Annotated in this window: 16 protein-coding genes and 1 pseudogene; 7 read left to right on the forward strand and 10 right to left on the reverse strand. The window is 64.8% G+C overall.

Translation table 11 applies throughout. The features are described from left to right. Window positions 1–43: 43 nt before the first annotated feature. Window positions 44–1,477, reverse strand: coding sequence for a cardiolipin synthase (gene cls / locus BEK68_RS19580; RefSeq protein WP_012430241.1), 1,434 nt, complete (start codon window positions 1,475–1,477; stop codon window positions 44–46). A gap of 185 nt (window positions 1,478–1,662) precedes the next feature. On the opposite strand from cls, the gene BEK68_RS19585 reads away from it, so the two are divergent. After that, on the forward strand, window positions 1,663–3,357 hold the full coding sequence (locus tag BEK68_RS19585; RefSeq protein WP_012430242.1) for a phospholipase D family protein: 1,695 nt from the start codon (window positions 1,663–1,665) through the stop codon (window positions 3,355–3,357). A 76-nt stretch (window positions 3,358–3,433) separates the two neighbouring features. Here the strand turns inward: BEK68_RS19585 and BEK68_RS19590 are convergent, their stop codons facing one another. Then, a complete protein-coding gene (locus BEK68_RS19590; protein WP_004627513.1) occupies window positions 3,434–3,574 on the reverse strand; it encodes an entericidin A/B family lipoprotein in 141 nt (46 codons plus the stop codon). Between the two features lie 291 nt (window positions 3,575–3,865). Here BEK68_RS19590 and BEK68_RS19595 point away from each other — a divergent pair, with 291 nt between their 5' ends. Beyond that, window positions 3,866–5,434, forward strand: coding sequence for a methyl-accepting chemotaxis protein (locus tag BEK68_RS19595; RefSeq protein WP_012430243.1), 1,569 nt, complete (start codon window positions 3,866–3,868; stop codon window positions 5,432–5,434). A gap of 56 nt (window positions 5,435–5,490) precedes the next feature. On the opposite strand, the gene BEK68_RS19600 is transcribed toward BEK68_RS19595, so the two are convergent. Together BEK68_RS19600 and BEK68_RS19605 are read right to left on the reverse strand one after the other, a co-directional pair. Next, a complete protein-coding gene (locus tag BEK68_RS19600; RefSeq protein WP_012430244.1) occupies window positions 5,491–6,906 on the reverse strand; it encodes a bifunctional diguanylate cyclase/phosphodiesterase in 1,416 nt (471 codons plus the stop codon). A 224-nt stretch (window positions 6,907–7,130) separates the two neighbouring features. Then, window positions 7,131–8,036: a flagellar brake protein gene (locus BEK68_RS19605; RefSeq protein ID WP_004627508.1), complete on the reverse strand. Its 906-nt coding sequence runs from the start codon at window positions 8,034–8,036 to the stop codon at window positions 7,131–7,133. Between the two features lie 119 nt (window positions 8,037–8,155). Between BEK68_RS19605 and BEK68_RS19610 the strand changes: the two genes are divergently transcribed. After that, complete coding sequence (locus BEK68_RS19610) at window positions 8,156–8,668, forward strand: GtrA family protein (RefSeq protein ID WP_012430245.1); 513 nt, start codon at window positions 8,156–8,158, stop codon at window positions 8,666–8,668. 16 nt (window positions 8,669–8,684) lie between these two features. Here the strand turns inward: BEK68_RS19610 and BEK68_RS19615 are convergent, their stop codons facing one another. Beyond that, window positions 8,685–9,167 carry a hypothetical protein gene (locus BEK68_RS19615; RefSeq protein WP_012430246.1) on the reverse strand — a complete coding sequence of 161 codons (483 nt, stop codon included), beginning with the start codon at window positions 9,165–9,167 and terminating at the stop codon, window positions 8,685–8,687. Between the two features lie 652 nt (window positions 9,168–9,819). Between BEK68_RS19615 and BEK68_RS19620 the strand changes: the two genes are divergently transcribed. Next, on the forward strand, window positions 9,820–11,160 hold the full coding sequence (locus BEK68_RS19620) for a sensor domain-containing diguanylate cyclase (RefSeq protein WP_012430247.1): 1,341 nt from the start codon (window positions 9,820–9,822) through the stop codon (window positions 11,158–11,160). Window positions 11,161–11,238: 78 nt separating this feature from the next. Here BEK68_RS19620 and BEK68_RS19625 read toward each other — a convergent pair whose 3' ends face one another. From BEK68_RS19625 to BEK68_RS19645, 5 genes are all read right to left on the reverse strand, one after another. Continuing rightward, window positions 11,239–11,802, reverse strand: coding sequence for an acyloxyacyl hydrolase (locus tag BEK68_RS19625; protein ID WP_004627504.1), 564 nt, complete (start codon window positions 11,800–11,802; stop codon window positions 11,239–11,241). Window positions 11,803–12,102: 300 nt separating this feature from the next. Continuing rightward, window positions 12,103–13,608, reverse strand: a complete 1,506-nt coding sequence (locus BEK68_RS19630) for an efflux transporter outer membrane subunit (protein WP_012430248.1) — start codon at window positions 13,606–13,608, stop codon at window positions 12,103–12,105. Window positions 13,609–13,610: 2 nt separating this feature from the next. Further along, the gene (locus BEK68_RS19635) at window positions 13,611–16,712 is read right to left on the reverse strand and encodes a multidrug efflux RND transporter permease subunit (protein WP_012430249.1); all 3,102 of its coding nucleotides are present in this window, start codon (window positions 16,710–16,712) and stop codon (window positions 13,611–13,613) included. Then, window positions 16,709–19,843 carry an MdtB/MuxB family multidrug efflux RND transporter permease subunit gene (locus BEK68_RS19640; RefSeq protein ID WP_012430250.1) on the reverse strand — a complete coding sequence of 1,045 codons (3,135 nt, stop codon included), beginning with the start codon at window positions 19,841–19,843 and terminating at the stop codon, window positions 16,709–16,711. The genes BEK68_RS19635 and BEK68_RS19640 overlap by 4 nt, the downstream gene beginning before the upstream one ends. 57 nt (window positions 19,844–19,900) lie before the next feature. After that, window positions 19,901–21,289, reverse strand: a complete 1,389-nt coding sequence (locus BEK68_RS19645) for an MdtA/MuxA family multidrug efflux RND transporter periplasmic adaptor subunit (protein WP_012430251.1) — start codon at window positions 21,287–21,289, stop codon at window positions 19,901–19,903. A gap of 253 nt (window positions 21,290–21,542) precedes the next feature. Between BEK68_RS19645 and BEK68_RS19650 the strand changes: the two genes are divergently transcribed. The 3 genes and pseudogenes from BEK68_RS19650 to BEK68_RS26255 form a co-directional block, all read left to right on the forward strand. Further along, window positions 21,543–22,274 carry a response regulator gene (locus BEK68_RS19650; protein WP_004627499.1) on the forward strand — a complete coding sequence of 244 codons (732 nt, stop codon included), beginning with the start codon at window positions 21,543–21,545 and terminating at the stop codon, window positions 22,272–22,274. Next, window positions 22,258–23,544, forward strand: coding sequence for an ATP-binding protein (locus BEK68_RS19655; RefSeq protein WP_012430252.1), 1,287 nt, complete (start codon window positions 22,258–22,260; stop codon window positions 23,542–23,544). The genes BEK68_RS19650 and BEK68_RS19655 overlap by 17 nt, the downstream gene beginning before the upstream one ends. Before the next feature lie 106 nt (window positions 23,545–23,650). Beyond that, window positions 23,651–23,797: pseudogene (locus BEK68_RS26255) on the forward strand (DUF333 domain-containing protein); the annotation flags it as partial.

Genomic DNA, 23,797 nt, shown 5'->3' on the forward strand with positions numbered 1-23,797 from the left:
ATGCGCTCCGCTTCTTGCGGGCAAATTCGGAGCGCGACCGTGTCTACAGGATGGGCGCGAACAGCTTGGCCACGTGCATGATCACGCGGCGCAGCGGGTGTGCATGTTCGTATTCGTCACGGCCAACGCGGGCGGCTTCGGCAAAATCGACTTCGAGCATCTGCGCGACGTCGTTGGCGAAGCGCGAGTCGGCGGTCATGATCATCAGTTCGAAGTTCAGGCGGAACGAACGGTTGTCGAGGTTGGCACTGCCCACGGCGGCGGCCTCGTCGTCGATCAGCACGACCTTCTGGTGCAGGAAGCCGGGCAGGTAGCGGTAGATCTTCACGCCCGCGCGGATCGCCTGATACGCATACAACGTGGACGCCAGGAACACCATGTGATGGTCCGGCCGCGACGGGATCAGGATGCGCACGTCCACCCCGCGCAGCACGGCCAGGCGCAGCGCGGCAAACACCGCTTCGTCCGGAATGAAGTACGGCGACGTGATCCACAGCCGCTTGCGCGCCGACTGAATGGCCTCCATGAAGAACAGCGAGCAGGTTTCCTGCTTGTCGGCTGGGCCGCTGGCGACCACCTGGCAGACCATGTCTTCTTCCGGCCGCAGTTCGGGCACGATCAGCTGCGGCACTTCGCGGGCAGCCCAGTACCAGTCTTCGGCAAAGGTGAGCTGCAGGTCCATCACGGCGGCACCGACGATCTCGATATGCGTGTCGCGCCACGGTGCAAGCGGCGGCTTTTCGCCCATGTATTCGTTGCCGACGTTGTGGCCGCCCACGTAAGCGCGCTCGCCGTCCACCACCACGAGCTTGCGGTGGTTGCGGAAATTGAGTTGGAAGCGGTTGACGAACCCGGCATGGGTGGAGAACGGCTTGGCGTGTACGCCGCCTTCAATGAGCCGCTGCACATAGCGGCGAGGCAGCGCGTGGCAGCCGATGCTGTCGAAAAGAAAGTAGACGCGCACCCCGGCCCGCGCGCGATCGAGCAGCAGTTCGGCGAGTCGGCGGCCAAGCGTGTCGTCGTGCACGATGAAGAACTGCACGATCAGCACCCGGCGCGCCTGCGCAATGGCCGCAAAGATGGCCTCGAAGGTTTCCGCGCCGTTGACGAGCAACCGTACGCGGTTGCGTGCCAGGCACGGTGTGCCGGTCAGGCGCGGCAAAGCCTGCATGCAGGTGTGCTGCGGCGCGACCACGCTCGATTCATGGTCGCGCAGGCGGCGCCAGTCGTCGGACAGGGTGATTTCTCGCAGGCGGGCGTTGTGAAAGCGGCGCGCGTCCACATAACCGGCAAAGGTGCTGCGCCCGAAGATCAGATAGGGGATCAGCGTGAACTCAGGCAGCGTAACCAGTGAGATGGCCCAGGCGATGGCGCCCTGGGACGTACGCACGGTCAGCACGGCATGCATGGCCGCGAGCACGCCCACGGAGTGCACAAGAAAGAGAAAGGCGGCAAATGCGGTGGTGTTGGTCAGCATCGAACGCAGCGGGAAGAGGGCGCACCGTGGGCCATTTTGACACGCTCCAGGTGGCGTCGGACAAACACGGATACTGCCTCGGCTGATATCTCGCGTAGTCTAACCGTGCAGTGTGTCCAGGCACGCCGCATGCTGGTGTGAAGTGGACGTCCTCTCGACTTGCCGTACCCAACACGACATCGAACATGCAAGGGCACCCGAGGAACCACCCGACCGCGTCTCTGCGCGCCTGGTTCACCTGCTTGGCCATCGCGCTGCTGAGCGGCTGCGTCAGCCTGCCGGAGCACGTGGATCGCCCTGTCACGACGGCGCTGCCGAACGCCGAGTCGGCCACGTCGCTTGGGCGGCTTGCGCAGTCAAATGCGCCGTCGGCGGATGTGTCGGGCTTCCGGCTGATTCCGTCGGGCGAAGAAGCCTATGCCACATTGCTCACACTGGCCGACCGGGCAGAACGCACGCTGGACTTGCAGTACTTCATCATTGAAAGCGACAACAGCGTGCGCGAGTTGATGCGTCATGTGTTGGCGGCTGCCGAGCGCGGCGTGCGTGTGCGCATGCTGGTTGACGACCTGCATAGCGACGGGCGTGATCTCGCGTTCCTCAAGTTCTCGTCGCACAAGAACATCGATGTACGCCTGTTCAACCCGTTTCCGGGCGGGCGGATGTCGAATCTGACACGGTATCTGAGCGGCGCGGCCGAGTTCCGCCGCGTCAACCGGCGCATGCACAACAAGGCCTTCATTGCCGACAACGCGCTGGCCGTGACAGGCGGGCGCAATCTGGGCGCCGAATATTTCACGCAAAATCAGACCACCAACTTTGTGGATCTCGACGTGCTGGCCGCGGGGCCGGCGGTGCGCCAGTTATCGTCGGCATTCGATGCGTACTGGAACAGCGAATTCGCCTATCCGGTGCAGGCGCTGGCGCCCGAGCCGAGCACGGCGCATCCACCCGAGCCGAAGGACGGCAACTATCCGCCGCCGGTGACGATGCCGCATCGGCCGGAAGGGCCGCCGCAGCAGATCGACGTGCCGACCCGGCCGGTCGACATGGGGTCCGGTTCTGCCAAGCCGGCATCCGACCAGACCGATCTCGCCAGCCCGGCGCCGGAGCAGCGCCTGCCGCTCAAGCCTGCCCCGCGCGACTGGTTCCTGGCCGACCAGATCGCCCGTGGCCGCCTGCGCCTGGAGTGGGCGCCCGCGCAGGTGATCGTCGATCGTCCGGCCAAGGTGTCGGGTGATGACGTGGAACCTGGTGGCGAGCGCCTTGCCCAGACGCTCCTGCGTCTGATTGACGAGGCCGAGCGCGAGGTGGTGCTGATCTCGCCGTACTTCGTGCCCGGCAAGCGCGGCGTCGAGGTGGCCAAGCGCATGCAGGATCGCGGCGTGCGCCTGCGTGTGCTGACCAACTCGCTGGCGGCGACCGACGCACCCATCGTGCATGTGGGCTATGCGAAATATCGTGGCGAGCTGGTCGACGACGGTGTTGAACTGTACGAGCTGCGCCCGACCCTGGGCGATCGCCCGAAGATGATCGGCACTTTTCGTTCGTCGCAGGCGAGCCTGCATGTGAAATCGATCGTGGTGGACCGCAGCACGCTGTTTGTCGGCTCGATGAACATCGACCCGCGCTCTATCGGACTGAACACGGAAACCGGGTTGATCATCCGCAGTCCGGTGCTGTCGGAGGCGGTAGCCCGGCTGTTTGACGACTCGGTGCGCGACAGTGCCTACCGGGTGACCAAGGATGATGGCCACTTGCGCTGGACCACGCACGAGAACGGCAAGGAGGTCGTCGTCGATCACGAGCCGGAGGTGGGCCTGGGCCGCCGGACGTGGATCCAGATGCTGGCGCCATTGACTCCGGAAGAACTGCTGTAAGCGGCTCCAAAAGAAAAACGCCGCGAAGTTGCGGCGTTTCCTGACTCAGGCCAGGGTTTTCCCGGCCCTCGCTTCATTACATCTTCTGCTTGGTGTTGTCAGCCGCGTTTTCCAGCTTCTGGCCACCGGTCTGGAGGTCCTTGCCCATGCCCGCCATCGTGTTGCAGCCAGCCAGAACGGCGCAGCCCAGGGCCAGCAGTGCGATCAGTTTCTTCATCTCGATCCCCTTGTGAGCCGTGCGGTATCCCGCACGATGTTCGCGTGATTGCCACCCCAGCGGTGGCGCAATCCGCATTTTAGTGCGACCCCGCGCACCGGGGGTGCGTCGGCCGCATCTTTTTTGCCTTCTTGCATATCACTTGCGGCGCATCCCGGACATTCGGGGCGCAGCCCTCTACTTCTGCCGTCCGCTGCCGTTAGCACCTTTGGGAGTGAACAGGGTGCCTGAAGAGGGGCGCAGGGACGGGATCTCGGCGCCGCACGGCCCAACCATGCAGGAGAAAAACACATGTGGAAGTGGATGGACACAAGCATTCGCACGCGGCTGACGTTTCTGGTCGCGGTATTTGCAGTGATGATTGCCGTGGTGGGCTTCGCGGGCATCACCACCGGCCGGGCGACCAATGACGATTTGCGCGCAGTGTATCTGGAAGACGCCAAGGGGTTGGACCTGCTGGCCAAAGACACCATCAACCTGCTGTGGGCGCGCATCCACCTGACCAATTTCGATTCGGTCTCGTCGCCGGAAGAACTCAAGAAGCTGCTGGCCGATGCGCACACCATGGTCAACTCGGCCAACGATGCCTGGGCCCAGTTCATGAAGCTGCCCATTCCGGAGGCCGACCGCGCCCAGCTGCAAGCCGCCGACGCTGCACGCACCAAGTTCGTCAAGACAGCGCTGGAGCCGGCCATCGCCGCACTGGAACGCAGCGACCTCACCACGTACCGTGAGCTGAACACGAACCTGGTGCCGAAGCTCTTCGTCGATTACGACACGGCGCTCGGGCCGCTGGTCGGGGCGCGCTTCAAGTACGGCCAGCAACGCTTTGACCATTCCCAATCGCGCTATGCGATGAGCATCTGGATTTCGGGTGGCTTGCTGGCCGCTGCGCTGGTGCTGTCGATCGTGGCGCGCGGCGTGCTCGGTCGCACCGTGGTGCGTCCGCTGGAGCGCGCCATTCAGGTGTTTGAGCGTATGGCCTCCGGCGACCTTGCCACCCGAATGGAAGGCCAGACCACCGCTGGCCGCCGCGATGAGACCGCTCGCCTCATGCACGCGGTGTCGTCCATGCAGACGAGCCTGCAGCAGATCATCGGGCAGGTGCGCACCGGTTCGGATTCGATCGCCAGCGCCACCAAGCAGATTGCAGCCGGCAATGCGGACCTCTCGCAGCGCACGGAGCAGCAGGCCTCGTCGCTGGAAGAAACGGCGTCGAGCATGGAAGAGCTGACCAGCATCGTGAAGCAGAACGCCGACAACGCGCGTCAGGCGAGCACGCTGGCAGTCAGCGCGTCGGACATCGCCGTCAAAGGCGGAGAAGTCGTCGGCCGCGTGGTGGACACGATGGCCGGCATCAACGAAAGCAGCCGCAAGATTGCGGACATCATTGGCGTGATTGAAGGCATCGCCTTTCAGACGAACATCCTGGCGCTGAATGCGGCGGTGGAAGCTGCCCGTGCAGGTGAGCAGGGCCGTGGCTTTGCCGTGGTGGCAGGTGAAGTGCGCAGCCTGGCACAGCGCAGCGCCACGGCGGCCAAGGAGATCAAGGAGCTGATCGGCGATTCGGTGGGCCGCGTGCAGAACGGGTCGACCCTGGTGGCCGAAGCCGGCACGGTGATCGACGAGGTGGTGGTGGCCGTGCGCCGCGTGACCGACATCATGGGCGAGATCAGCGCTGCGTCGGAAGAACAGAGCAGCGGCATCGAGCAGGTCAACCAGGCCGTCACGCAGATGGATCAGGTGACGCAGCAGAATGCGGCGTTGGTCGAACAGGCCGCTGCGGCGGCGGAATCGCTGGAAGAACAGGCGGAGGCGCTGCGCAGCGCGGTGGCGGTCTTCCGCGTCGAGCACGCATAAGAAGCACGCGCCAACACCAATGCCCTTCCGCCTGACAGGCGGGAGGGCGTTTTCCTTTACGGCATCAGATCGCGCGCCCGCTCGGCAATCACGTCTTGTGTGTCGTCGATCCAGCGGGCAGGAAACGGTTGCGAGAGCAAATAGCCCTGGATCACGTCGCACCGGCAGGCCCGCAAGGCATGGAGCTGTGCGGCGGTTTCCACGCGCGTGGCGATGACGGGCACGCCCGCACCATGCGCGGCAGTCACCAGGCGTTGCAGCACCGCGTGATCGCTCGCGTTGGTCACTGCGTTGACGATCGCCTGGTCGAGCTTGACCTGATCGGGCCGGAACGTTGCCAGGCAATCGAGGCTGTGCGCGGTGGCTCCAAAGTCTTCCACCGCCACGCGCGCGCCGCACGCGTGCAGGGCTTCCACCGCTTTCTGCGCCGAGCCGTTGGCACGGTGCAGCGTGTGTTCCGATATCTCGAAGACAAGCCGGGTGGTCGGCACCGCGTGGCGCGCGGCAATGTCGCGCACGACGTCGCTCAATTGCGGATCGAGCAGCTGCGCAACCGACAGGTTGACGGCTGCATGCACGCCCGGCTGATGCCGGCTGTTGCGTCCTGCGCGCTCGGATTCTTCGCGCAGCAGTCCGGCCAGCATCTGGGCGGCGCTGTCGAGCACCCAGTGGCCAACCTCGCGAATGTCGCCGGTCTGCTCCAGGATCGGCAGAAATTCCGCCGGTGCCACGCCTCCCAGCTCGGGTGAGCTCCAGCGCAGCAAGAATTCGTAGCCGACGATCCGTCCGTCGGTCAGGCTCAGTTGTGGCTGCAGGTTCAGGCTGAACTGGCGGCGTGCAAGCGCGTGGCGCAGTTGGGCGGCCAGGCGCGGGTGCTCGGCGATGGCGTCGTATCCGTCGGCGCGGGCGACGTTGGTGCCCGTGCCTGGGGGCATGGCCGCCGGGGCATACAGCGCGGGGCTGGGTTCGGCACCGTGCTGAACACCATAGAGCGCCCGGTCGGCCTGTTCAATCAGCCGTGCCGCATCGGAGGGCATGCCCTCGAAAAGCGTCATGCCGATACTGCAAGAGCAGACCAGCTCGTAACCATGCGTGATGAAAGGTCGCGTGAGTGCCGCAGAAATCCGCCGCGCCAGATCGTGTACATCCTGTGCCGAGACGAAGTCTGCGCAGGCAACGGCAAAAGTCTCGGGGCCGATGCGCCCGACGATGGGTGCGTTGCCATCCGCGGCGGGCACGCTCAGTGCCTCAAGCCGCGATGCACATTCGGCGATGACCTCCCGTGCTGCCAAGGGCCCGAGCGTGTTGGTCGCCTCGGCAAAATGGTCGAAGCCGATCAGCAGCAGGGCGCCGATTGCATCCTGGCGTGCGGGCTGAGGCATGGCAGCCAGCAGTTGGACGAATCGCCCGCGGTCGGGCAATCCGGAGATGGGATCCAGACTCGATGGCGCGGCAGACCTTGCGCGGCTCATAAATGGGGATCGTCCTGCAAATACCTTTAAAACGGAAATGCGTGCGCTCGGGGCGCCGTCAATTGTAATGCTTTGTCACAGGTAAGCCTGCGGCATCATAAGCCTAAAGGCAGCCATGATGGCCGTTTCCCAGCATCTTTTCGCGTGGACCAGGCGAACGCCTTTAACGTTTAACGGTAATTAATTCTGATAAAAAAGATACGAATATCAGTTCTGTTTCCACGTTACACCATGCGCTGCCCACCCCAAAGCAACTGTTCATAGATAAAGCACTGCAGCAGCATCTTTTGGGCGGCGACCAACTCGACGAATTCCACGCCATATTGATACACGTTGGGCAGGTCGGCCGGTTTTTCACTGCGCACCAGCGCAGCAGCCACCAGTTCGGAATGGTAGTCGCGCGTTTTCACCCGGAAGCGCAGACGCGCCGGTGCGCCGCTCACTTCCAGCCGATGCGCCGAGCGGAACGACGCGCCCGTGGTGCTGATGTCGGAGATATGGATCATGCGTGGCGGGTCGCCGCTCACCAGCATCTTGCCGACCACGTTGGCGCGCACGCGCAGCGATTTGCGCAACGCGCGGTTCTTGATCCGCCGCGGCGGCGACAACACGACGTATTCGAACGGGATGCGGCACACCGCCATCACCGTGCATTCGAAGCTGGCGATGCCCTCGCCCGAGAAAGCGTGGACTTCCACCAGTTCGTCCTTGACCGGCATGACCGTGCGGCCGCTGTCGGTGGGCATGGTGATGAGCAGATGGCGCTGCGGGCTGTAGCCCATCACGCGCGCGGCACCCTTGGTCTGGCCGGCGCCTGCGGTCAGGCGCACGGTCAGCATGCCGCCGGGGCGCAGGCCCAGCAGTTCCATGGCGATCGTGCGTTCACCGTCAGGGTCGTCGCCCATGTCCGGGAACATCGTGTTCGGGAACTGCGTGTTTGCAAACGCCGGTGCAGGCGCGGGCGTGCCGTCCGCCAGCCGATGCGGGCGGTGCAGCGTGCACAGCAGGTCGATCTCCTCCGGCGAGTGGATGACGTCGCCCTTCGGGACGAGCAACTGCCCGTCGGCGTCAAGCATCGGCCACGGCAGGGGAATCGCAAGCGGAATGTCGAGAGGTTGAAGTTCGAGCATGGCAATGGGGAGCCAACAGCCGCGCAGGACCCCACGTTTCTATACGGCCAAATGTTGCACAACTTTAAGCGCACTTTATTGTGCAGGGTCGGTGGCACGCGAGTTGCAGCCCGGGAGCCATGATCGAGCACAATGTCGGTTCCAAAGTGGATGGGGTGGGCACGCGCATGACGTCTCGGCGGCATTTCTGGGCGGCGGTGGAGCAGTTTGCTCGCTATGTCGTCATCGGCGGCGGCGCAACGCTGGCGCACTATGTGGTGCTGTTCGGGCTCGTGCAGGTGGGGGTCTCGCCGTGGCGGGCGTCGGTGGCGGGCAGTGTGATCGGTGCAACGCTCAATTACTTCATCAGCCGGCAGGCCGTCTTCAACAGCACACGTGGGCATATCGGCGCGATGGTGCGCTTCGGCCTGGTGGCCTTTCTCGCGTTGGGGTGCAATGCGACCATCATGGCCGCCGGCCTGGGGATCGGTTTGTATTACCTGATTGCGCAGGTGTTCGCCTCGTCCATCACGGCCATCTTCAACTTCCTGGTGCACCGGTACTGGACGTTTCGTGACGCCGATGCCGTCGGCGCGCCAACGGAGCCGCAACCGACCATCGTGCCGGCACGGCCCACGCACAACGGGCCCTGAGGCGCTGCCGTGCGCGTTAATGCCGGCTGGCCGGGCTCTGCACGCCGGCGCCAGTTTCCGTAGCGAAGGTCACGTCGCCAATGCCGTCAGCGGGCGGGACGGGGGCATCGTCCCGCAGGCGCTCCACCACCAGGTGAATGTCGATCACATCGGCCACGCCGGACGCCTCCAGCGAGACAAGTGCCGCCAGTTGCGCAATCGCAAACGTATCCGCGAGCAGCGGCGTATCGTCGTGGAGATCGCCGGCAACGCGGGCAGTTGGGGTCTTGCCGGCCGTGCGCGTGGGCTGCTGCGCCGTTTCACGTGCGCGATAGGCGAAATAGGCGTCGGCAAAGTGCACGCGGTGCGCGTCGAACACGCGCACTGCGGCGGTAAGGGCATCGTCCACCCAAGCTGGATCGACTGGCGTCGTTCCGGGCTCGGTACCTTCGGGCAGGCCCGCTAGCTTGAGCGCATACCGATGCGTCTGCGTGCCGGGGGCGACAAAGCTCAATTCCATACGACCTCCCACAACCGCGTGCGTTGTTGCCGCGGCTCGCCGTGTTTGAATTCGCCCCCCTGAAGCGATATTGAAGAATAGTAACGGAGCCGCCCGTTTTCGCGTTTCGTCCTTCCGGATGAGGTTGGGGCCTTGTTTTCACCTTAAGACATTCACAATGTGGAAATTGCGGCCCGCCGGCGTGGCAAACGGTTGCGTGTTGGCAGTGTCTACTCGACCTAACCGAACGGCTAGCTGCTTCGCGGCGGGGGGACGGTGTACAGTTGTGAAGTGTCCGGCGACGCTGGGCAAGAGTCGACAATCGACGTCGACAAACGCAGACGGGAATGACGCGGGGCGCGTTTCCTTCGCGTCATCTCGCGCACGAGGGGACCCAAAGCGCGCTCGCGGTCCATGTCCCCTCGCGGGAAGGGATTGCCCCGTTAACTCGCGGCTTCTATAGTCCGCCTCGATTCGTGCGCTTGCAACGCACCAAGGTCTGTCAGTGCCAGCTGCCAACTGGTCCACGCAGACCACGAGACCGGTTACGGGGATCACGCCAACGGCCACCGCGCGCCCCCGACGCGACCATTGCGTCATAGGGTTCCCGGCGGCGCGATGGCCACCACATCAACCACCCCCGGGACTGCCGCATTCGCGAAACAGCATCGCCATGCTTGAGGACGACCACTTGTACAAGGCTGCGATCGAACATTCGCCGATAGGAATCGGCCTGTGCGCGCCGGAGGGTCGCTTCCTCGACGTGAACCGAGCGCTGTGCGCGCTGACCGGTCACGAAGCACAGGCGCTGCGCACGCGCGATCTGTTCGACCTGTGCCACCCCGATCACACTGAACGCACGCGACACGGCATCGAGTCGCTGCTCACCGGCCAGCGCGATGCGCTGTCGATGGAAACGCGCCTGGTCCGTCAAGACGGCACCACCGTCTGGGTGCAGACCGACGTGGCGGTGGCGCACGATCACGGCAACCAGCACCTCGTCGTGCAGATGCAGGATGTGACCGCGCGGCGCCTGGCGCTGGAATCGCTGCGCGCGTCGGAGCAACGGCTGGCCTATGTGCTGGACGGTGCCGGGCTGGGTACGTTCGACTGGTCCACGCGTGCGCGGCATGTGTCGTTCAACCGCCGGACGGCCGACATGCTCGGCTACGAGCCGACCGATCTGTCCAACGATCCGGATGCGTGGTTCGCCATGGTGCATCCGCAGGACGCCGCATTGAGCGCGCGGCGCATCTATCGCCATATGCGCGGTGATGCCGACAGCTTTGAAATCGAGCAGCGCATGCGCGCGCGCCATGGCCAATGGATCTGGGTGGCTGCGCGCGGGCGCGTGACCGAGCGTGATGCCCGCGGCATGGCCACGCGCGTGAGCGGCACGCTGCTCGACGTGACAAAGCGGCGCACGGCGCTGGACCAGGCGCACCACCTTGCGTTGCATGATCCGCTGACGGACTTGCCCAACGCACGTTTGCTTCGCGATCGCCTGTTCGTCGCCATTCAAGCGGCGCGTCGCGCGCGCGGTCAGGTCGCCGTCGTGTTCATTGATCTCGATCGCTTCAAGCCCGTCAACGATGAGTACGGCCACGCGGTGGGTGATCTCGTCCTGAAGGCCACGGCGATGCGGTTGCGTAGCGGGCTGCGCGCCTCCGACACGGTGGCGCGCCTGGGCGGCGATGAATTTGTCGCCGTCCTCACGCATTGCGCCACGCGCGACGATGTGACGCAAACCGTGGAGCGCCTGATCGAGCAATTGCAGACGCCGTTCCGTGTGGAAGGCCATGTGCTGTCGATGGGCGTGAGTGCCGGCGTGGCGCTGTATCCGACCGACGGGCGTGATGCGCAGACGCTCATCCGCAATGCCGACGCTGCGATGTATGAAGTCAAGCGTGCCGGTGGCAACGGCCTGGGTTTCCATGCATCGCTCAACTACGAGCGGCTGATGGGCATGCGATCGCGCGATCGTGATCTCGACGGCGAAGCCGACGCCCGCTAGTCCATTACTGCGCGCTAAAACGAAACGGCCCGCCGCAAGGCAGGCCGTCTTTCTTCAAGCGTTGCAAACGCTCAGGTCTTAGAACGTGTACCGCAAGTACAGCTCGTTCAGATCGGTGCCGGGGTTCGGGCGCTTGATCGACGCGTTCGACAGGTGTTCGAAGCGGTAGCCCATCTGGAATTGCTGCTTGCTGCCAAAGGCCACGCCCACGCCAATCATGTCGGAGAACTGGAAGGCCGTGCTGAAATAGTGTTCATTGGACGTGCTGACGTGCGACAGCAAGCGCGGGCCGACACCAGCTTCGATGAACGGTACCCACGAACCGCCGCGCTTTTCAAGGCGGAATAGCGGCGTCACGCCGAATTCGGTGATGTTTTGGCGGTTGGTGCCCTTGGTCGAGCGCCATTGGCCCAGCGCGACTTCCCAATCCAGATTCACGAACCAGCCTTCCGGGTTGCCCCAGTGGAAGCCCGAGTCGAAATCCAGGTCGACGCCGTATTTCTCGATGCCGTGCTTGTTGTCTTTGCCGTAGATGGCGCGCACGGACGGGTCAGCCTGAGCGGGCAGGGCAGCAAACAGCGTGGCGGCGCCCAGGGCGGCGGCCAGCAGCTTGGCGGAACGGGGAAGCGCGGATCGGATCATCAGAGAGAACAGAATCAGTTGAGCGGCGCGCGTGAATCGGGGCAACTGCGTCGGCAACCACGCGCGCGGCAGACGTGGTGGCAGGCAAACAGACGGTCTGGATGGCACCGAGCGGGCTTGCAAGGCATCGGGCAACGCAATTTGCGCGCCTGGTGCTGCATCAGCCGGCCCTGATGATCCGGGCGGTCTGAAATAAATTCCATCGATTATAGGGGGAACTATCCGACTGCGTGCGGCCTTACGCACAAGAGGACATTGCCGGTGGCGAAACGTTGGCGGCCACCGGCACTAAGAGAAGGGTTATTGCGCGGCTGGCGTGGATGCCGGCTGCAGCGCTGCCTTGCCGACCACCGGTACTTCGCCGTGCCAGCCACCGCCCAGCGCCTTCACCAGCAGCACCGCTGCCGAATACTGCTTGCCCTGCAGCGTGAGCAGCGTGCGCTCGGCGCTGTAGGCCGTGGCCTGTGCTGTGATGACTTCCAGGAAGCTCACGGTGCCCGCGCGATAGCGGTTCAGGTTGAGCTGCGCGGCTTCCTGCGCGGCCTTGACGGCATCGGCCTGTACGCCAAATTCCTGCGTTTGCCAGCGCAGCGCGGCCAGGTTGTCTTCGACATCCTGGAAGGCCCCCAGCACGGTCTGGCGGTACGTTGCGACGGACGCATCGTAGGCAGCGCCGGCCTTGTCGACGGCGGCTGCACGCGCGCCGCCATCAAACAGCGTCGCTGCCAGGGTTGGGCCGATCGACCAGACGCGGCTGGGCAGTGTTGCCAGGCGCGTGAGCGTGTTGGCCGCCAGGCCGGCCGAGGCACCCAGCGTAAGCGTCGGGAAGTACGCGGCCTTGGCCACGCCGATCTGCGCGTTGACAGCGGCCATGCGTCGCTCGGCGGCGGCGATGTCGGGACGGCGCTCCAGCACTGCTGATGGCACTTCCAGCGGAATGGCAGGCAGGGCCGGCAGGTCGGCGGCGCTCGCAGCAGTGGCTGGGGCCAGCGAGAACTCCGCCGGCGGTTTGCCGATCAGCACCGCAATGGCGTGCTCAAGCTGCGCCCGCGTGACTTCGGTATCCAGCAGCAGCGCCTGCGACTGCTTGAGTTGCGTCTGCGCGGTCAGCACGTCGGAACGCTGCGCCACGCCCACGGCGTACTGGTTTTGCGTGAGTTTCAGGAAGCGCTCGTAGTTCGCCACCGTGCGTTGCAAGACGGCTTTCTGGGTATCCGTGACACGCAATTGAAAATAATTCTGCGCAAGCGTCGCCTGTGCCGACAGCAAAGCGGACGATAAGTCGCCTGCGCTGGCTTGCGCGCTCGCCTTGTTCGACTCAACCGTCCGGCGGATGCGGCCCCACAGGTCCAGTTCCCAGCTGGCGTTGAGCGACAGGCTCTGCGAATTGAGCAGGCTTGGGTTGCCGGTCGACAGGCTGCCATCCGGGTTGACCGACGTGCGCACTGAACGGCTGCGCGTGGCTGACGCATTGGCACCCAGCGTCGGGAAGAACGAAGCCTGTGCCGATTGCACCAGCGCCTGGGCCTGGCGGTACTGCGCCTCGGCCACCAGGATGTTCTGATTGGCGGCGGCCACTTGTTCTTCCAGCGCGTTCAGTTGCGGGTCGTTGAAGATCTCCCACCACTTGCCGCGGGCAATGGCGTCGCTCGGATCGGCGACTTTCCAGTCGCCGGCTTCCTTGTATTGCTGCGGCACTTCGGCATCGGGGCGCTTGTAATCGGGCCCGACCGCGCAGGCGGAGACGAGTGCGCACGCGGCCAGCGCGAGCAACGAGGTACGGAGGGCTTGAGTGCCTCTTGTCATGTTCAGCTTCCTTGCGAATCCAATGCGGGCAGCGGTGCGTCCTTGCTGCGGCCGGCGCGGCGCAGGCGCAGCCGGTCGAGCGCCAGGTAGACCACCGGCGTGGTGTAGAGCGTAAGGATCTGGCTGACCAGCAGCCCGCCGACAATGGAGATGCCCAGCGGCGTACGCAGCTCCGCGCCGTCGCCGTGGCCCAGCGCCAGGGGCAGGGCGCCCAGCAGCGCCGCCATCGTCGTCATCAAGATCGGCCGGAAGCGCAGCACGCAGGCGTGGAAGATTGCATCCGCCGGGCTCATGCCCTGGCTGCGCTCCGCCTCCAGCGCGAAGTCGATCATCATGATGGCGTTCTTCTTGACGATGCCGATGAGCAGAATCACGCCGATCAGCGCGATGATCGAAAAGTCCGTGTCGGTAATGATCAGTGCCAGCAGCGCCCCCACACCGGCCGAGGGCAGCGTAGAGAGAATCGTGATCGGGTGGACGTAGCTCTCATACAGCAAGCCCAGCACGATGTAGATGGTGATGAGCGCAAACAGGATCAGCACCGGCTGACTCGAGAGCGAATCCTGGAACGCCTTCGCGGTGCCCTGGAAGCTTCCATGCACGGAGGACGGCACGCCGATGCGGTTCATCGCGTCCTGGATGTCCTGCGTTGCACCGGACAGCGATGCCCCCGGCGCGAGGTTGAACGAGATCGTGCTTGCCGCAAACTGCCCCTGGTGGTTGACCGCCAGCGCCGTGTTGGTGGGCTCGTAGTGCGAGAAGGTCGACAGCGGTACCTGCGCACCCGTCGAGGTGATGATGTAAATGTCACGCAGACCGTCGGGGTTCTGCCAGTACTGCGGCGCCGCTTCCATCACAACGCGGTATTGGTTGAGCGGGTTGTAGATGGTCGATACCTGGCGCTGCCCGAACGCGTTGTTCAGGGCGTTGTCGATATCGCTCGGGTTGATGCCGAGCGATTTGGCCTTGTCGCGGTCGATGACGAGCGACGTCTGCAGGCCCTTGTCCTGCGTATCAGTGTTGACGTCCGTCAGCGATTTCACCTGCGTGAGCGCCTGCTTGATCTTCGGGTCCCACGCGCGCAGCTCGTTCAGGTCGTCGGCCTGCAGTGTGTATTGGTACTGCGCGTTGCTGGCCCGACCGCCGACCCGGATGTCCTGCACCGATTGCAGGAACAGGCTCGCGCCGGGTTCACCCGCCAGCTTGCCGCGCAGCCGGTTGATGATTTGGTCGGCGGACATCCTGCGCTCGGCCAGCGGCTTGAGCTGAATGAACATCTGCCCGGTATTGCGCTGACTGCCGCCCGTAAAGCCCACCACGTTCTCCACCGCAGGGTCTTGCCGAACGATGGTGATGAAGTCGGTCAGCTTGGTGCGCATCGCCTGGAACGAGATCGACTGGTCCGCCTGGATGAAACCGATCACACGGCCGGTGTCCTGCTGCGGGAAGAACCCCTTGGGCACGATGATGTACAGGTAGACGTTCAGGCAGACCGTCGCCAACAGGATGAGCAGGGTAAGCCAGCTGTGCCGCAGCGCCCACGCCAGCGAGTTGCGGTAGATGTCGAGCAGGAAGGTGAAGAAGCCTTCGGTCTTGCGGTGAAACCAGCCGTGTTCTTCCTCGGCGGCGGGCTTGAGCAAGCGCGCGCACATCATCGGCGTGGTGGTGAGGGATACCACCAGCGATACCAGGATAGCCACCGACAGCGTCACCGCAAACTCCCGGAACAGCCGGCCCACGATGCCGCCCATCATCAGTAGCGGAATGAACACGGCGATCAGCGAAAAGCTCATCGACACCACCGTGAAGCCGACCTCGCGCGCACCCTTGAGCGCCGCCTGCATGGGCCGCATGCCGTTCTCGATGTGGCGCGAGACGTTCTCGAGCACCACGATGGCGTCGTCCACGACAAAGCCTGTCGCCACCGTCAACGCCATCAGCGAGAGGTTGTCGAGGCTGTAGCCGCACAGGTACATCACCCCGAATGTGCCGATCAGCGAGACCGGCACCGCCACGCTCGGAATGAGCGTCGCCCGCACGTTGCGCAGGAACAGGAACACCACCATGATCACCAGCGCGATCGACAGCACCAGCGTGCGCTCTACATCCTTGAGCGAGGCGCGGATGGTGGGCGTGCGGTCCATCATCACATCGAGGTTGATCTGCGCGGGAATGGTGTTGCGCAGGTACGGCAGCACGTCGTTGATGCGGTCGACCGTGTCGATGATGTTGGCGCCCGGTTGCCGGCTGATGATGAGCAGCACCGAGGGCTTGCCGTTGGCCGAGCCGTAGTTGCGGATGTCCTGCACGCTGTCAGTCACTTCTGCCACGTCGGCCAGCCGCACCGGCGACCCTTTGCGCCAGGCGATGATGAGCGACTGGTATTCGACGGCCTTCTTTGCCTGGTCGTTGGCGTAGATGGTCCAGACGCGGTCGCCCGATTCCATCATGCCCTTGGGCTTGTTCGCGTTCGTGCTGGTGATGACGGTGCGCACGGTCTCCATCGAGATGCCGTACTTGTTCAGCGCCATCGGGTTCAGCTCGACCCGCACTGCCGGCAGCGAAGCTCCGCCGATGGAGACCTGGCCCACGCCGTTGATCTGCGACAGCTTCTGCGCAAGGATGGTTGAGGCCGCATCGTACAACTCGCCGCGCGACTTGGTGTCGGACGTCAGCCCCACGATCATGATCGGCGCATCGGCCGGATTGACCTTGCGATACGTCGGGTTGCTCGGCAGGCCCGAAGGCAGCAGGCTGCGCGAAGCATTGATGGCAGCCTGCACGTCGCGCGCGGCGCCGTCGATGTCGCGCGACAGATCGAACTGCAGCGTGATCCGCGACGAGCCGAGCGAGCTGGACGAGGTCATCTCGGTAATGCCCGCGATGCGGCCGAGCGAGCGCTCCAGCGGCGTCGCGACGGTAGCCGCCATGGTCTCGGGGCTGGCGCCCGGCAGCGAAGCGTTGACCGAGATAGTCGGAAAATCGACCTGCGGCAGCGGGGACACCGGCAGCAGGCGGAACGCCGCGATACCGGCCAACGCCACGCCAATGGTCAGCAGCGCCGTGGCGACCGGCCGCGCGATGAAGGTGGCGGACAGGTTCATCGTTGCCCGCCAGATTGGTTGGCGCCGGCGGCACCGTGGCGTCGGGCGGCGCGGCGCGCGCGCCAGTCACGCAGGCGTCCGCCCAGGCTGTCGAAGGCCAGATAGATGACCGGCGTGGTGAACAGCGTCAGCACCTGGCTGACCAGCAGGCCACCCACCATCGTGATCCCTAGCGGCTGGCGCAGCTCGGAGCCCACGCCTGTGCCCAGCATCAGCGGCAGCGCACCCAGCAGGGCGGCCATGGTCGTCATCAGAATCGGGCGGAAGCGCAGCAGACACGCCTGGTAGATGGCGTCGCGCGGAGCCATGCCCTGCTCACGCTCGGCCTCCAGCGCGAAGTCGATCATCATGATCGCGTTCTTTTTGACGATACCGATCAGCAGGATGATCCCGATGATGGCGATGATGCCCATGTCCTTGCCCGACACCAGCAGCGAGAGCAGGGCGCCCACGCCGGCCGACGGCAGCGTCGACAGGATCGTCACCGGGTGGATCGTGCTTTCGTACAGCACGCCCAGCACGATGTACATCGTGATGATGGCCGCAAGGATCAGCCACAGTTGGTTCGACAGCGACGCGCGGAACGCCAGCGCCGCGCCCTGGAAACTGGTCTGCATGCTGGCCGGCAAGCCGATTTCCTCTTCGACCGCATTGATGGTGTCGACCGCCGCGCCTAGCGAGGCACGCGGCGCCAGGTTGAACGAGATGGTTGCCGCCGGAAATTGGCCCTGATGGTTCACCACGAGCGAGCCCGGCTGTTCCACCACCGTGGCAAACGCGCCCAAGGGAATCTGCTGGCCGCTGCTCGATGCCACGTGCAGGTCATACAGCGATTGCGGCCCCAGCTGCATCTTCGGGTCCGTTTCGAGCACCACGCGGTACTGGTTCGATTGCGTGAAGATGGTCGAAATCAGGCGCTGGCCGTAGGCGCTGTACAGCACGCTGTCGACCGCCGCCATCGTGATGCCGTACACGGCCGCCTTGTCGCGGTCGACCTGCACGTAGGCGCGCAGGCCGTTGTCCTGCAGGTCGCTCGCCACGTCGCGCAGCTCGCGGGTCTGCTGCAGGCGTTCAACCAGTTTGGGCACCCACTTCGATAGGTTGTTCGGGTCCGGGTCTTCCACCGTGAATTGGTACTGCGTGCGGCTGACGCGGTCTTCAATCGTCAGATCCTGCACCGGCTGCATGTACAGCGAGATACCGGCCACCTTGGCCAGTTCGGGTTGCAGGCGCTGGATGATCTCGGTGGCATCGGCGTCGCGTTCATCCTTCGGCTTGAGGTTGATCAGCATGCGCCCGCTGTTGAGCGTCGTGTTCACGCCATCCACGCCGATGAACGACGACAGGCTCTCCACCGCCGGGTCTTTCAGCACCACCTCGGCCAGCTTCTGCTGCCGCTCCGCCATGGCCGAGAACGAAATCGACTGCGACGCATCCGAAATGCCCTGGATCACGCCCGTGTCCTGCACCGGGAAGAAGCCTTTGGGCACCACCACATACAGCAGCCCCGTCAGCACCAGCGTGCCGATGGCCACCAGCAGCGTCGTCTTCTGCCGGTCAAGCACCCATTGCAGCATGCGGCCGTACCGCGCGATGACGTTGTCGAAGAACGCGCCCGCAGCGTGATAGAAGCGCGATTGCTCGGCTTCGGGAATGTGCTTGAGCAAGCGTGCGCACATCATCGGCGTGAGCGTGAGCGACACCACGGCCGAGATCAGGATCGATACCGCCAACGTGATGGCGAACTCGCGGAACAGCCGCCCCACCACATCGCCCATGAACAGCAGCGGAATCAGCACCGCGATGAGCGAGAACGTGAGCGAGATGATGGTGAACCCGATCTGCTTGGACCCCTTGAGCGCGGCTTCCATCGGCGGGTCACCCTCTTCGATGTAGCGCGCGATGTTTTCGATCATGACGATCGCATCGTCCACCACGAAGCCGGTGGCGATGGTCAGCGCCATCAGCGTGAGGTTGTTGATCGAAAAGCCTGCCAGGTACATCACGCCGAACGTACCGACCAGCGACAACGGCACCGCCACCGCCGGAATGACCGTGGCCGGCACGTTGCGCAGGAACAGGAAGATCACCATCACGACCAGCGCCACCGCCAGCATCAGTTCGAACTGCACATCCGATACCGAGGCGCGGATCGTCGTGGTGCGGTCGGTCAGCAGCGATACCTCTACGTTGCCGGGCAGCGTTTCCTTCAACTGTGGCAGCAGCGCCTTGGCACGGTTGACCACCTCGATCACGTTGGCGCCAGGCTGGCGTTGCACGTTCAGGATGATGGCGGGGGTGGTGTTGGACCAGGCGGCCAGCTTGCTGTTTTCGGCGCCGTCAACGATCTGCGCCACGTCGGTCAGGCGGATGGGCGCGCCGTTCTTGTAGGCGACGATCATCTTGCTGTACTCGGCGGCCGACTTGAGCTGGTCGTTGGCGTCGATGGTGGAGGCGCGCATCGGGCCGTCGAAGCTGCCCTTGGCCCCATTGACGTTGGCGGTACCGATGGCGGTGCGGATATCGTCGATCGACAGCCCGAGCGCCGCCAGCGCCGACGTATTGGCCTGGATGCGCACGGCGGGCCGCTGCCCGCCGCTGATGCTGACCAGGCCAATGCCGGGCAACTGCGACAGCTTTTGCGCGATGCGCGTGTCGACGAGGTCTTCCAGCTTGGGCAGCGGCATCGTGTTGGAGGTGATCGCCAGCGCAAGGATTGGCGCGTCGGCCGGGTTCACCTTGCTGTAGATCGGCGGCATCGGCAGGTCGTTCGGCAGCAGGTTGCCGGCCGCGTTGATGGCCGCCTGTACTTCCTGCTCGGCAATGTCGAGCGAGAGCGACAGATCAAACTGCAGCGTGATGACCGAGGCGCCGCCCGAGCTGGATGACGTCATCTGCTTCAGGCCCGGCATCTGCCCGAACTGGCGTTCGAGCGGTGCGGTGATGGACGACGTCATCACATCGGGGCTGGCACCCGGGTACAGCGTCGTGACCTGGATGGTCGGGTAATCGACTTCGGGCAGCGCAGAGAGCGGCAGCATCCGGTACGCCACCAGGCCCGAGAGCAGGATGGCGACCATCAACAGCGTGGTCGCCACAGGCCGGAGGATGAAGATTCGGGAGGGATTCATGCCAGCTCGGAACAGAAAACTTCGTCAGGCGCGTGCACGCAATGCACGACTCAGGGCTTACGGTTTGGCGGCCGGCGCACTCGCGGCGGGTGCTGAAGCACCACCCTGGCCACGGCGATGACGCCCGCCCTGATCGGCCTGGCCGGCGGCGGGGGCGCTTGCGGCGGCGGCTCCCGGCTGGATCACCTCAACCGGCGAGCCGTCGCGCAGCTTGTCGGCACCGTCGATCACCACGCGCTCGCCCGGCTGCAGGCCTTGCGCCACCGACACACGATCACCTTCGGTCACGCCCAGCTTGACCAGGCGCAGCGCCACCTTGTTGTTGTCGCCCACCACGTAGACGAAGGTGCCCTGCGTGCCGCGCTGGATGGCGGCACCCGGCACGATCACCACGTCGCGCAGCGTATCCACCCGCATGCGCACGTTCACGAACTGATTGGGGAACAGCATCGCGTTCTGGTTCGGGAACTGCGCACGCAATTTGACGGTGCCCGTGGTGTTGTCGATGGTGTTGTCCACCGTCATGAGCACGCCGCGCGCGAGCTGCGTGGTCTGGCCGCGGTCCCACGCTTCCACCGGCAGCTTGTCGCCGGACTGCAGGCGCGGCATGACCTTGGGCAGGTTGTCTTCGGGAATGGAATAGATGACCGTGATCGGGTCGATCTGCGTGATGACCACGATGCCGTTGGTGTCCGACGCATGCACGATGTTGCCCGGATCGACCTGGCGCAAGCCAACCCGGCCAGATACCGGGGCGGTGATGCGCGTGTAGGAGAGCTGCACGCGCGCGTTGTCGACATTGCCCTGGTCCAGCTTGACCGTGCCGTCGTACTGACGCACCAGCGCGGCTTGCGTATCCACCTGCTGCTTGGAAATTGAATCCTGCGAGAGCAGCGTCTGATAGCGCTGCAAGTCGAGCTTCGCGTTGTGCAGCAGCGCCTGATCGCGCGCTAGCTGACCTTCCGCCTGGGCGAGCTGCGCCTGATAGGTGCGCGGGTCGACCTCTGCGAGCAGGTCGCCGGCCTTGACGGTCTGCCCCTCCGTGAATGCCAGGCGCACGAGCTGGCCGTCCACACGTGTCTTGACCGTCACGTTGTTGACCGGCGTGACATTGCCCAGCGCCGACAGCACCACGTTGATGTCGCCCTTGATGGCCGTGCCGACCATCACCGGCATCGGCTTGCCGGCCATCGCTGCGCCGCGCCCGCCAGCGCCTCCTCGCCCACCCGGGCCGCCTGCGTCGCGATACTTCGCGTGATAGACCGCGTAGCCGATCAGCACCAGAAGAGTGATCACCACCCAGATGCCCCAGCGGCGGCGCTTGCCACCCTCGCGCGGGGGCGGCAGCAGCGTCGGAGACACCTCGTTGGGCGTCTCTTTCCCAGCATGCGTACGGCGACCTGCGTCGTCAAATTGGCCGGGCTTCTGGTCCTTGGGATCGGACATATTGGCGTTCCTGTTCTTAGCAATATGGGGACGAGCGCACATGATAGCGGGCGCCCGTTCCAGTCAGACCGCAGCTTAAAGGCAACGTCTTTGGGCTGAATTAGTCGCGCAGCGGGTTCTATTACGTGAGATTACAAACCCATTGCGGTGTTACCGCGCGAAACAATATGGTGAAAGTGCGCGCCATTCGTGGTGGCCACAGTCGCTATCATGAGCACACCTTCCTGCGTCTACCAGACACTCCACCAGACAGATGAGCGGCACCAAGATCCTGGTCGTCGATGACGACGTCGAACTGCGCGACCTCCTGCGCGAATACCTGACCCAGCAGGGCTTTGCCGTTTCCGTGCTGCACGACGGCGACGGGCTGGCTGCCCGGCTCGAACGCGAGCGCCCCGCGCTCGTCGTGCTCGATCTGATGATGCCCAAGGTGGATGGCCTGTCGGCCCTGCGTGACCTGCGCGCCCGCAACGACGACGTGCCCGTCATCCTGCTCACCGCCCGCAGTGACGAGATCGACCGCATCATCGGCCTGGAGATCGGCGCCGACGACTATCTCGGCAAGCCGTTCTCGCCGCGCGAGCTGCTGGCCCGTATCAACGCCGTGCTGCGCCGCCGCCTGACCGTGCCGGCCTCGGCCCCGGAAGACCGCGACAGCTTCAGCTTCGGCCCGTTCAAGCTCAACTTCCGCATGCGTACGCTGTTTCGCGGCGACAGCGCACTCTCCATCAGCGATACCGAATTCGCGCTGCTCAAGCTGCTGATCGGACATGCGATGCAGGTGCTCACGCGCGAGCACATCGTCGAGCTGATGTACGGGCCCGGCAGCGGCGTGTCCGACCGGGGCATCGACGTGCAGATCTGGCGCCTGCGCCGCGTGCTGGAAGAAGACGCCCAGCGTCCGCGCTACATCCAGACCGTGCGCGGCCGCGGCTACACCTTCGTGCCGGACGAGCGGGAAGAGGTCAATGAAGTTCAGGGCTAGATTCGACACGCTGTTCGGCCGGCTGGCCGTGCTGATCGTGGTGGTGCTCGTGCTGAGCCATTTCTCGTGGCTGGGCGTGCTGCGCGCGGAGCGGCGCGAGCGGCAGTTCCAGGCCTCGGTAGATCAGATGGCGTTCCAGTTGCAGGCCTTTCAGGCAGCGATGGATGGTCACCTGCACGTGAAGCTGCCGGATCTCGTGACCGAAACCGATGAGCCGCCGTCGGGCGACGCGTCGTCGGCATCGGACAAGTCTGCGGAATTGGTGCGACAGCTTGCGCGCCGCTTGCCATCGGACACGCAGTTGCGGCTGGAAGCAGGGCCCACGCCGCGCGTGTTCGTGCGCTTTTCGCAGCGCAACAAGTGGATTGCCATGCCGCTGGTGTGGGTGCATGCGCCGCCCAGCATTTCGGCCGTGGTGCCGGGCGTGATGGTGGTGCTGGCGATTGCCATTGCGTTCTCGCTGTTTGCGGCGTGGCAGATCCAGCGCCCCGTGCGCGAACTGGCCGATGCTGCGGGCGCGCTGGCACGGCGTCGCTACGTGGCACCGCTCAAGGAGCGCGGCCCGTACGAACTCCGCCAGTTGACCGTCCAGTTCAACCATATGGCCGCTGACCTGTCAGCCGCCGACGAAGAGCGCAACACTATGCTGGCCGGCATTGCGCACGACCTGAAGACGCCGCTGTCACGGCTGCGCCTGCGTGCCGAAATGCTGGCCGACCAGAAAGCCGGCGCGGGTATCGAACGCGACGTCGAATCCATGTCGGCCATCGTCGAGCAGTTTCTCGCCTACGCGCAAAGCGGCGACAGCGAGGCGCGCGAGGTGTCGGTCGACCGTCATCTGCGCGGCCTGGTGCAGCCGTTTGCCGAGCAGGGCAAGCATGTCGCGCTCGATCTGCATGCGGGGGACCGCTTCCGCCTCAAACCGACCCATCTGGAGCGCATCGTCGTCAACCTGCTCGACAACGCGTTCGCGTATGGCGCCGAGCCTGTCAACGTGCGCACGTCGGCGGACGAGACCGGCTACACGCTGACGGTGGAAGACCACGGCGCGGGCATCCCCGTTGCCGACTTTGATCGCGTCATGCGGCCCTTTGTGCGCCTTGACCCCGCGCGCGGCGGCAATGCGCATTGCGGGCTCGGCTTGGCGATTGTCGATCGCCTGGTGCGTCATCTGGGCGGTGATCTCACCGTCGGGCCAACGGCCACGGACGCGCCATCGCCGGGTTTCCGGGTCACCATGCGGTTTCCTGTCTCGACTGCGGCGGCTTGACCGCCCGATCGCCCGACTGACATACGGGCGTGCGATTGCGTAAGCTATCCTAAGCGAGGCAAGCACGCTTGTTGCGTGCGCTCACCAGAACTCCGGGAGGAAACGCATGAATCGCGCTGTCTGTCTCGTCAAGGATGCTGGCCAGGCCCGCATGACCGCCGCCGTTGCCACGTGTGTGCTGGCGATGGGTCTGGCAGCCTGCTCGTCGCCGATGCCTCCGTGGGAGCCGCCGCGCACGATCATCCAACCCGCG

The sequence above is a fragment of the Ralstonia pickettii genome, from assembly GCF_001699815.1.
GTDB lineage: Bacteria > Pseudomonadota > Gammaproteobacteria > Burkholderiales > Burkholderiaceae > Ralstonia > Ralstonia thomasii.

What these genes read in the sequence shown, in the direction of transcription:
- cls (WP_012430241.1), bottom strand. Translation starts at nt 1,477, where the DNA reads ATGCTGACCAACACCACCGCATTTGCCGCCTTTCTCTTTCTTGTGCAC.
- BEK68_RS19585 (WP_012430242.1), top strand. Translation starts at nt 1,663, where the DNA reads ATGCAAGGGCACCCGAGGAACCACCCGACCGCGTCTCTGCGCGCCTGG.
- BEK68_RS19590 (WP_004627513.1), bottom strand. Translation starts at nt 3,574, where the DNA reads ATGAAGAAACTGATCGCACTGCTGGCCCTGGGCTGCGCCGTTCTGGCT.
- BEK68_RS19595 (WP_012430243.1), top strand. Translation starts at nt 3,866, where the DNA reads ATGTGGAAGTGGATGGACACAAGCATTCGCACGCGGCTGACGTTTCTG.
- BEK68_RS19600 (WP_012430244.1), bottom strand. Translation starts at nt 6,906, where the DNA reads ATGAGCCGCGCAAGGTCTGCCGCGCCATCGAGTCTGGATCCCATCTCC.
- BEK68_RS19605 (WP_004627508.1), bottom strand. Translation starts at nt 8,036, where the DNA reads ATGCTCGAACTTCAACCTCTCGACATTCCGCTTGCGATTCCCCTGCCG.
- BEK68_RS19610 (WP_012430245.1), top strand. Translation starts at nt 8,156, where the DNA reads ATGATCGAGCACAATGTCGGTTCCAAAGTGGATGGGGTGGGCACGCGC.
- BEK68_RS19615 (WP_012430246.1), bottom strand. Translation starts at nt 9,167, where the DNA reads ATGGAATTGAGCTTTGTCGCCCCCGGCACGCAGACGCATCGGTATGCG.
- BEK68_RS19620 (WP_012430247.1), top strand. Translation starts at nt 9,820, where the DNA reads ATGCTTGAGGACGACCACTTGTACAAGGCTGCGATCGAACATTCGCCG.
- BEK68_RS19625 (WP_004627504.1), bottom strand. Translation starts at nt 11,802, where the DNA reads ATGATCCGATCCGCGCTTCCCCGTTCCGCCAAGCTGCTGGCCGCCGCC.
- BEK68_RS19630 (WP_012430248.1), bottom strand. Translation starts at nt 13,608, where the DNA reads ATGACAAGAGGCACTCAAGCCCTCCGTACCTCGTTGCTCGCGCTGGCC.
- BEK68_RS19635 (WP_012430249.1), bottom strand. Translation starts at nt 16,712, where the DNA reads ATGAACCTGTCCGCCACCTTCATCGCGCGGCCGGTCGCCACGGCGCTG.
- BEK68_RS19640 (WP_012430250.1), bottom strand. Translation starts at nt 19,843, where the DNA reads ATGAATCCCTCCCGAATCTTCATCCTCCGGCCTGTGGCGACCACGCTG.
- BEK68_RS19645 (WP_012430251.1), bottom strand. Translation starts at nt 21,289, where the DNA reads ATGTCCGATCCCAAGGACCAGAAGCCCGGCCAATTTGACGACGCAGGT.
- BEK68_RS19650 (WP_004627499.1), top strand. Translation starts at nt 21,543, where the DNA reads ATGAGCGGCACCAAGATCCTGGTCGTCGATGACGACGTCGAACTGCGC.
- BEK68_RS19655 (WP_012430252.1), top strand. Translation starts at nt 22,258, where the DNA reads ATGAAGTTCAGGGCTAGATTCGACACGCTGTTCGGCCGGCTGGCCGTG.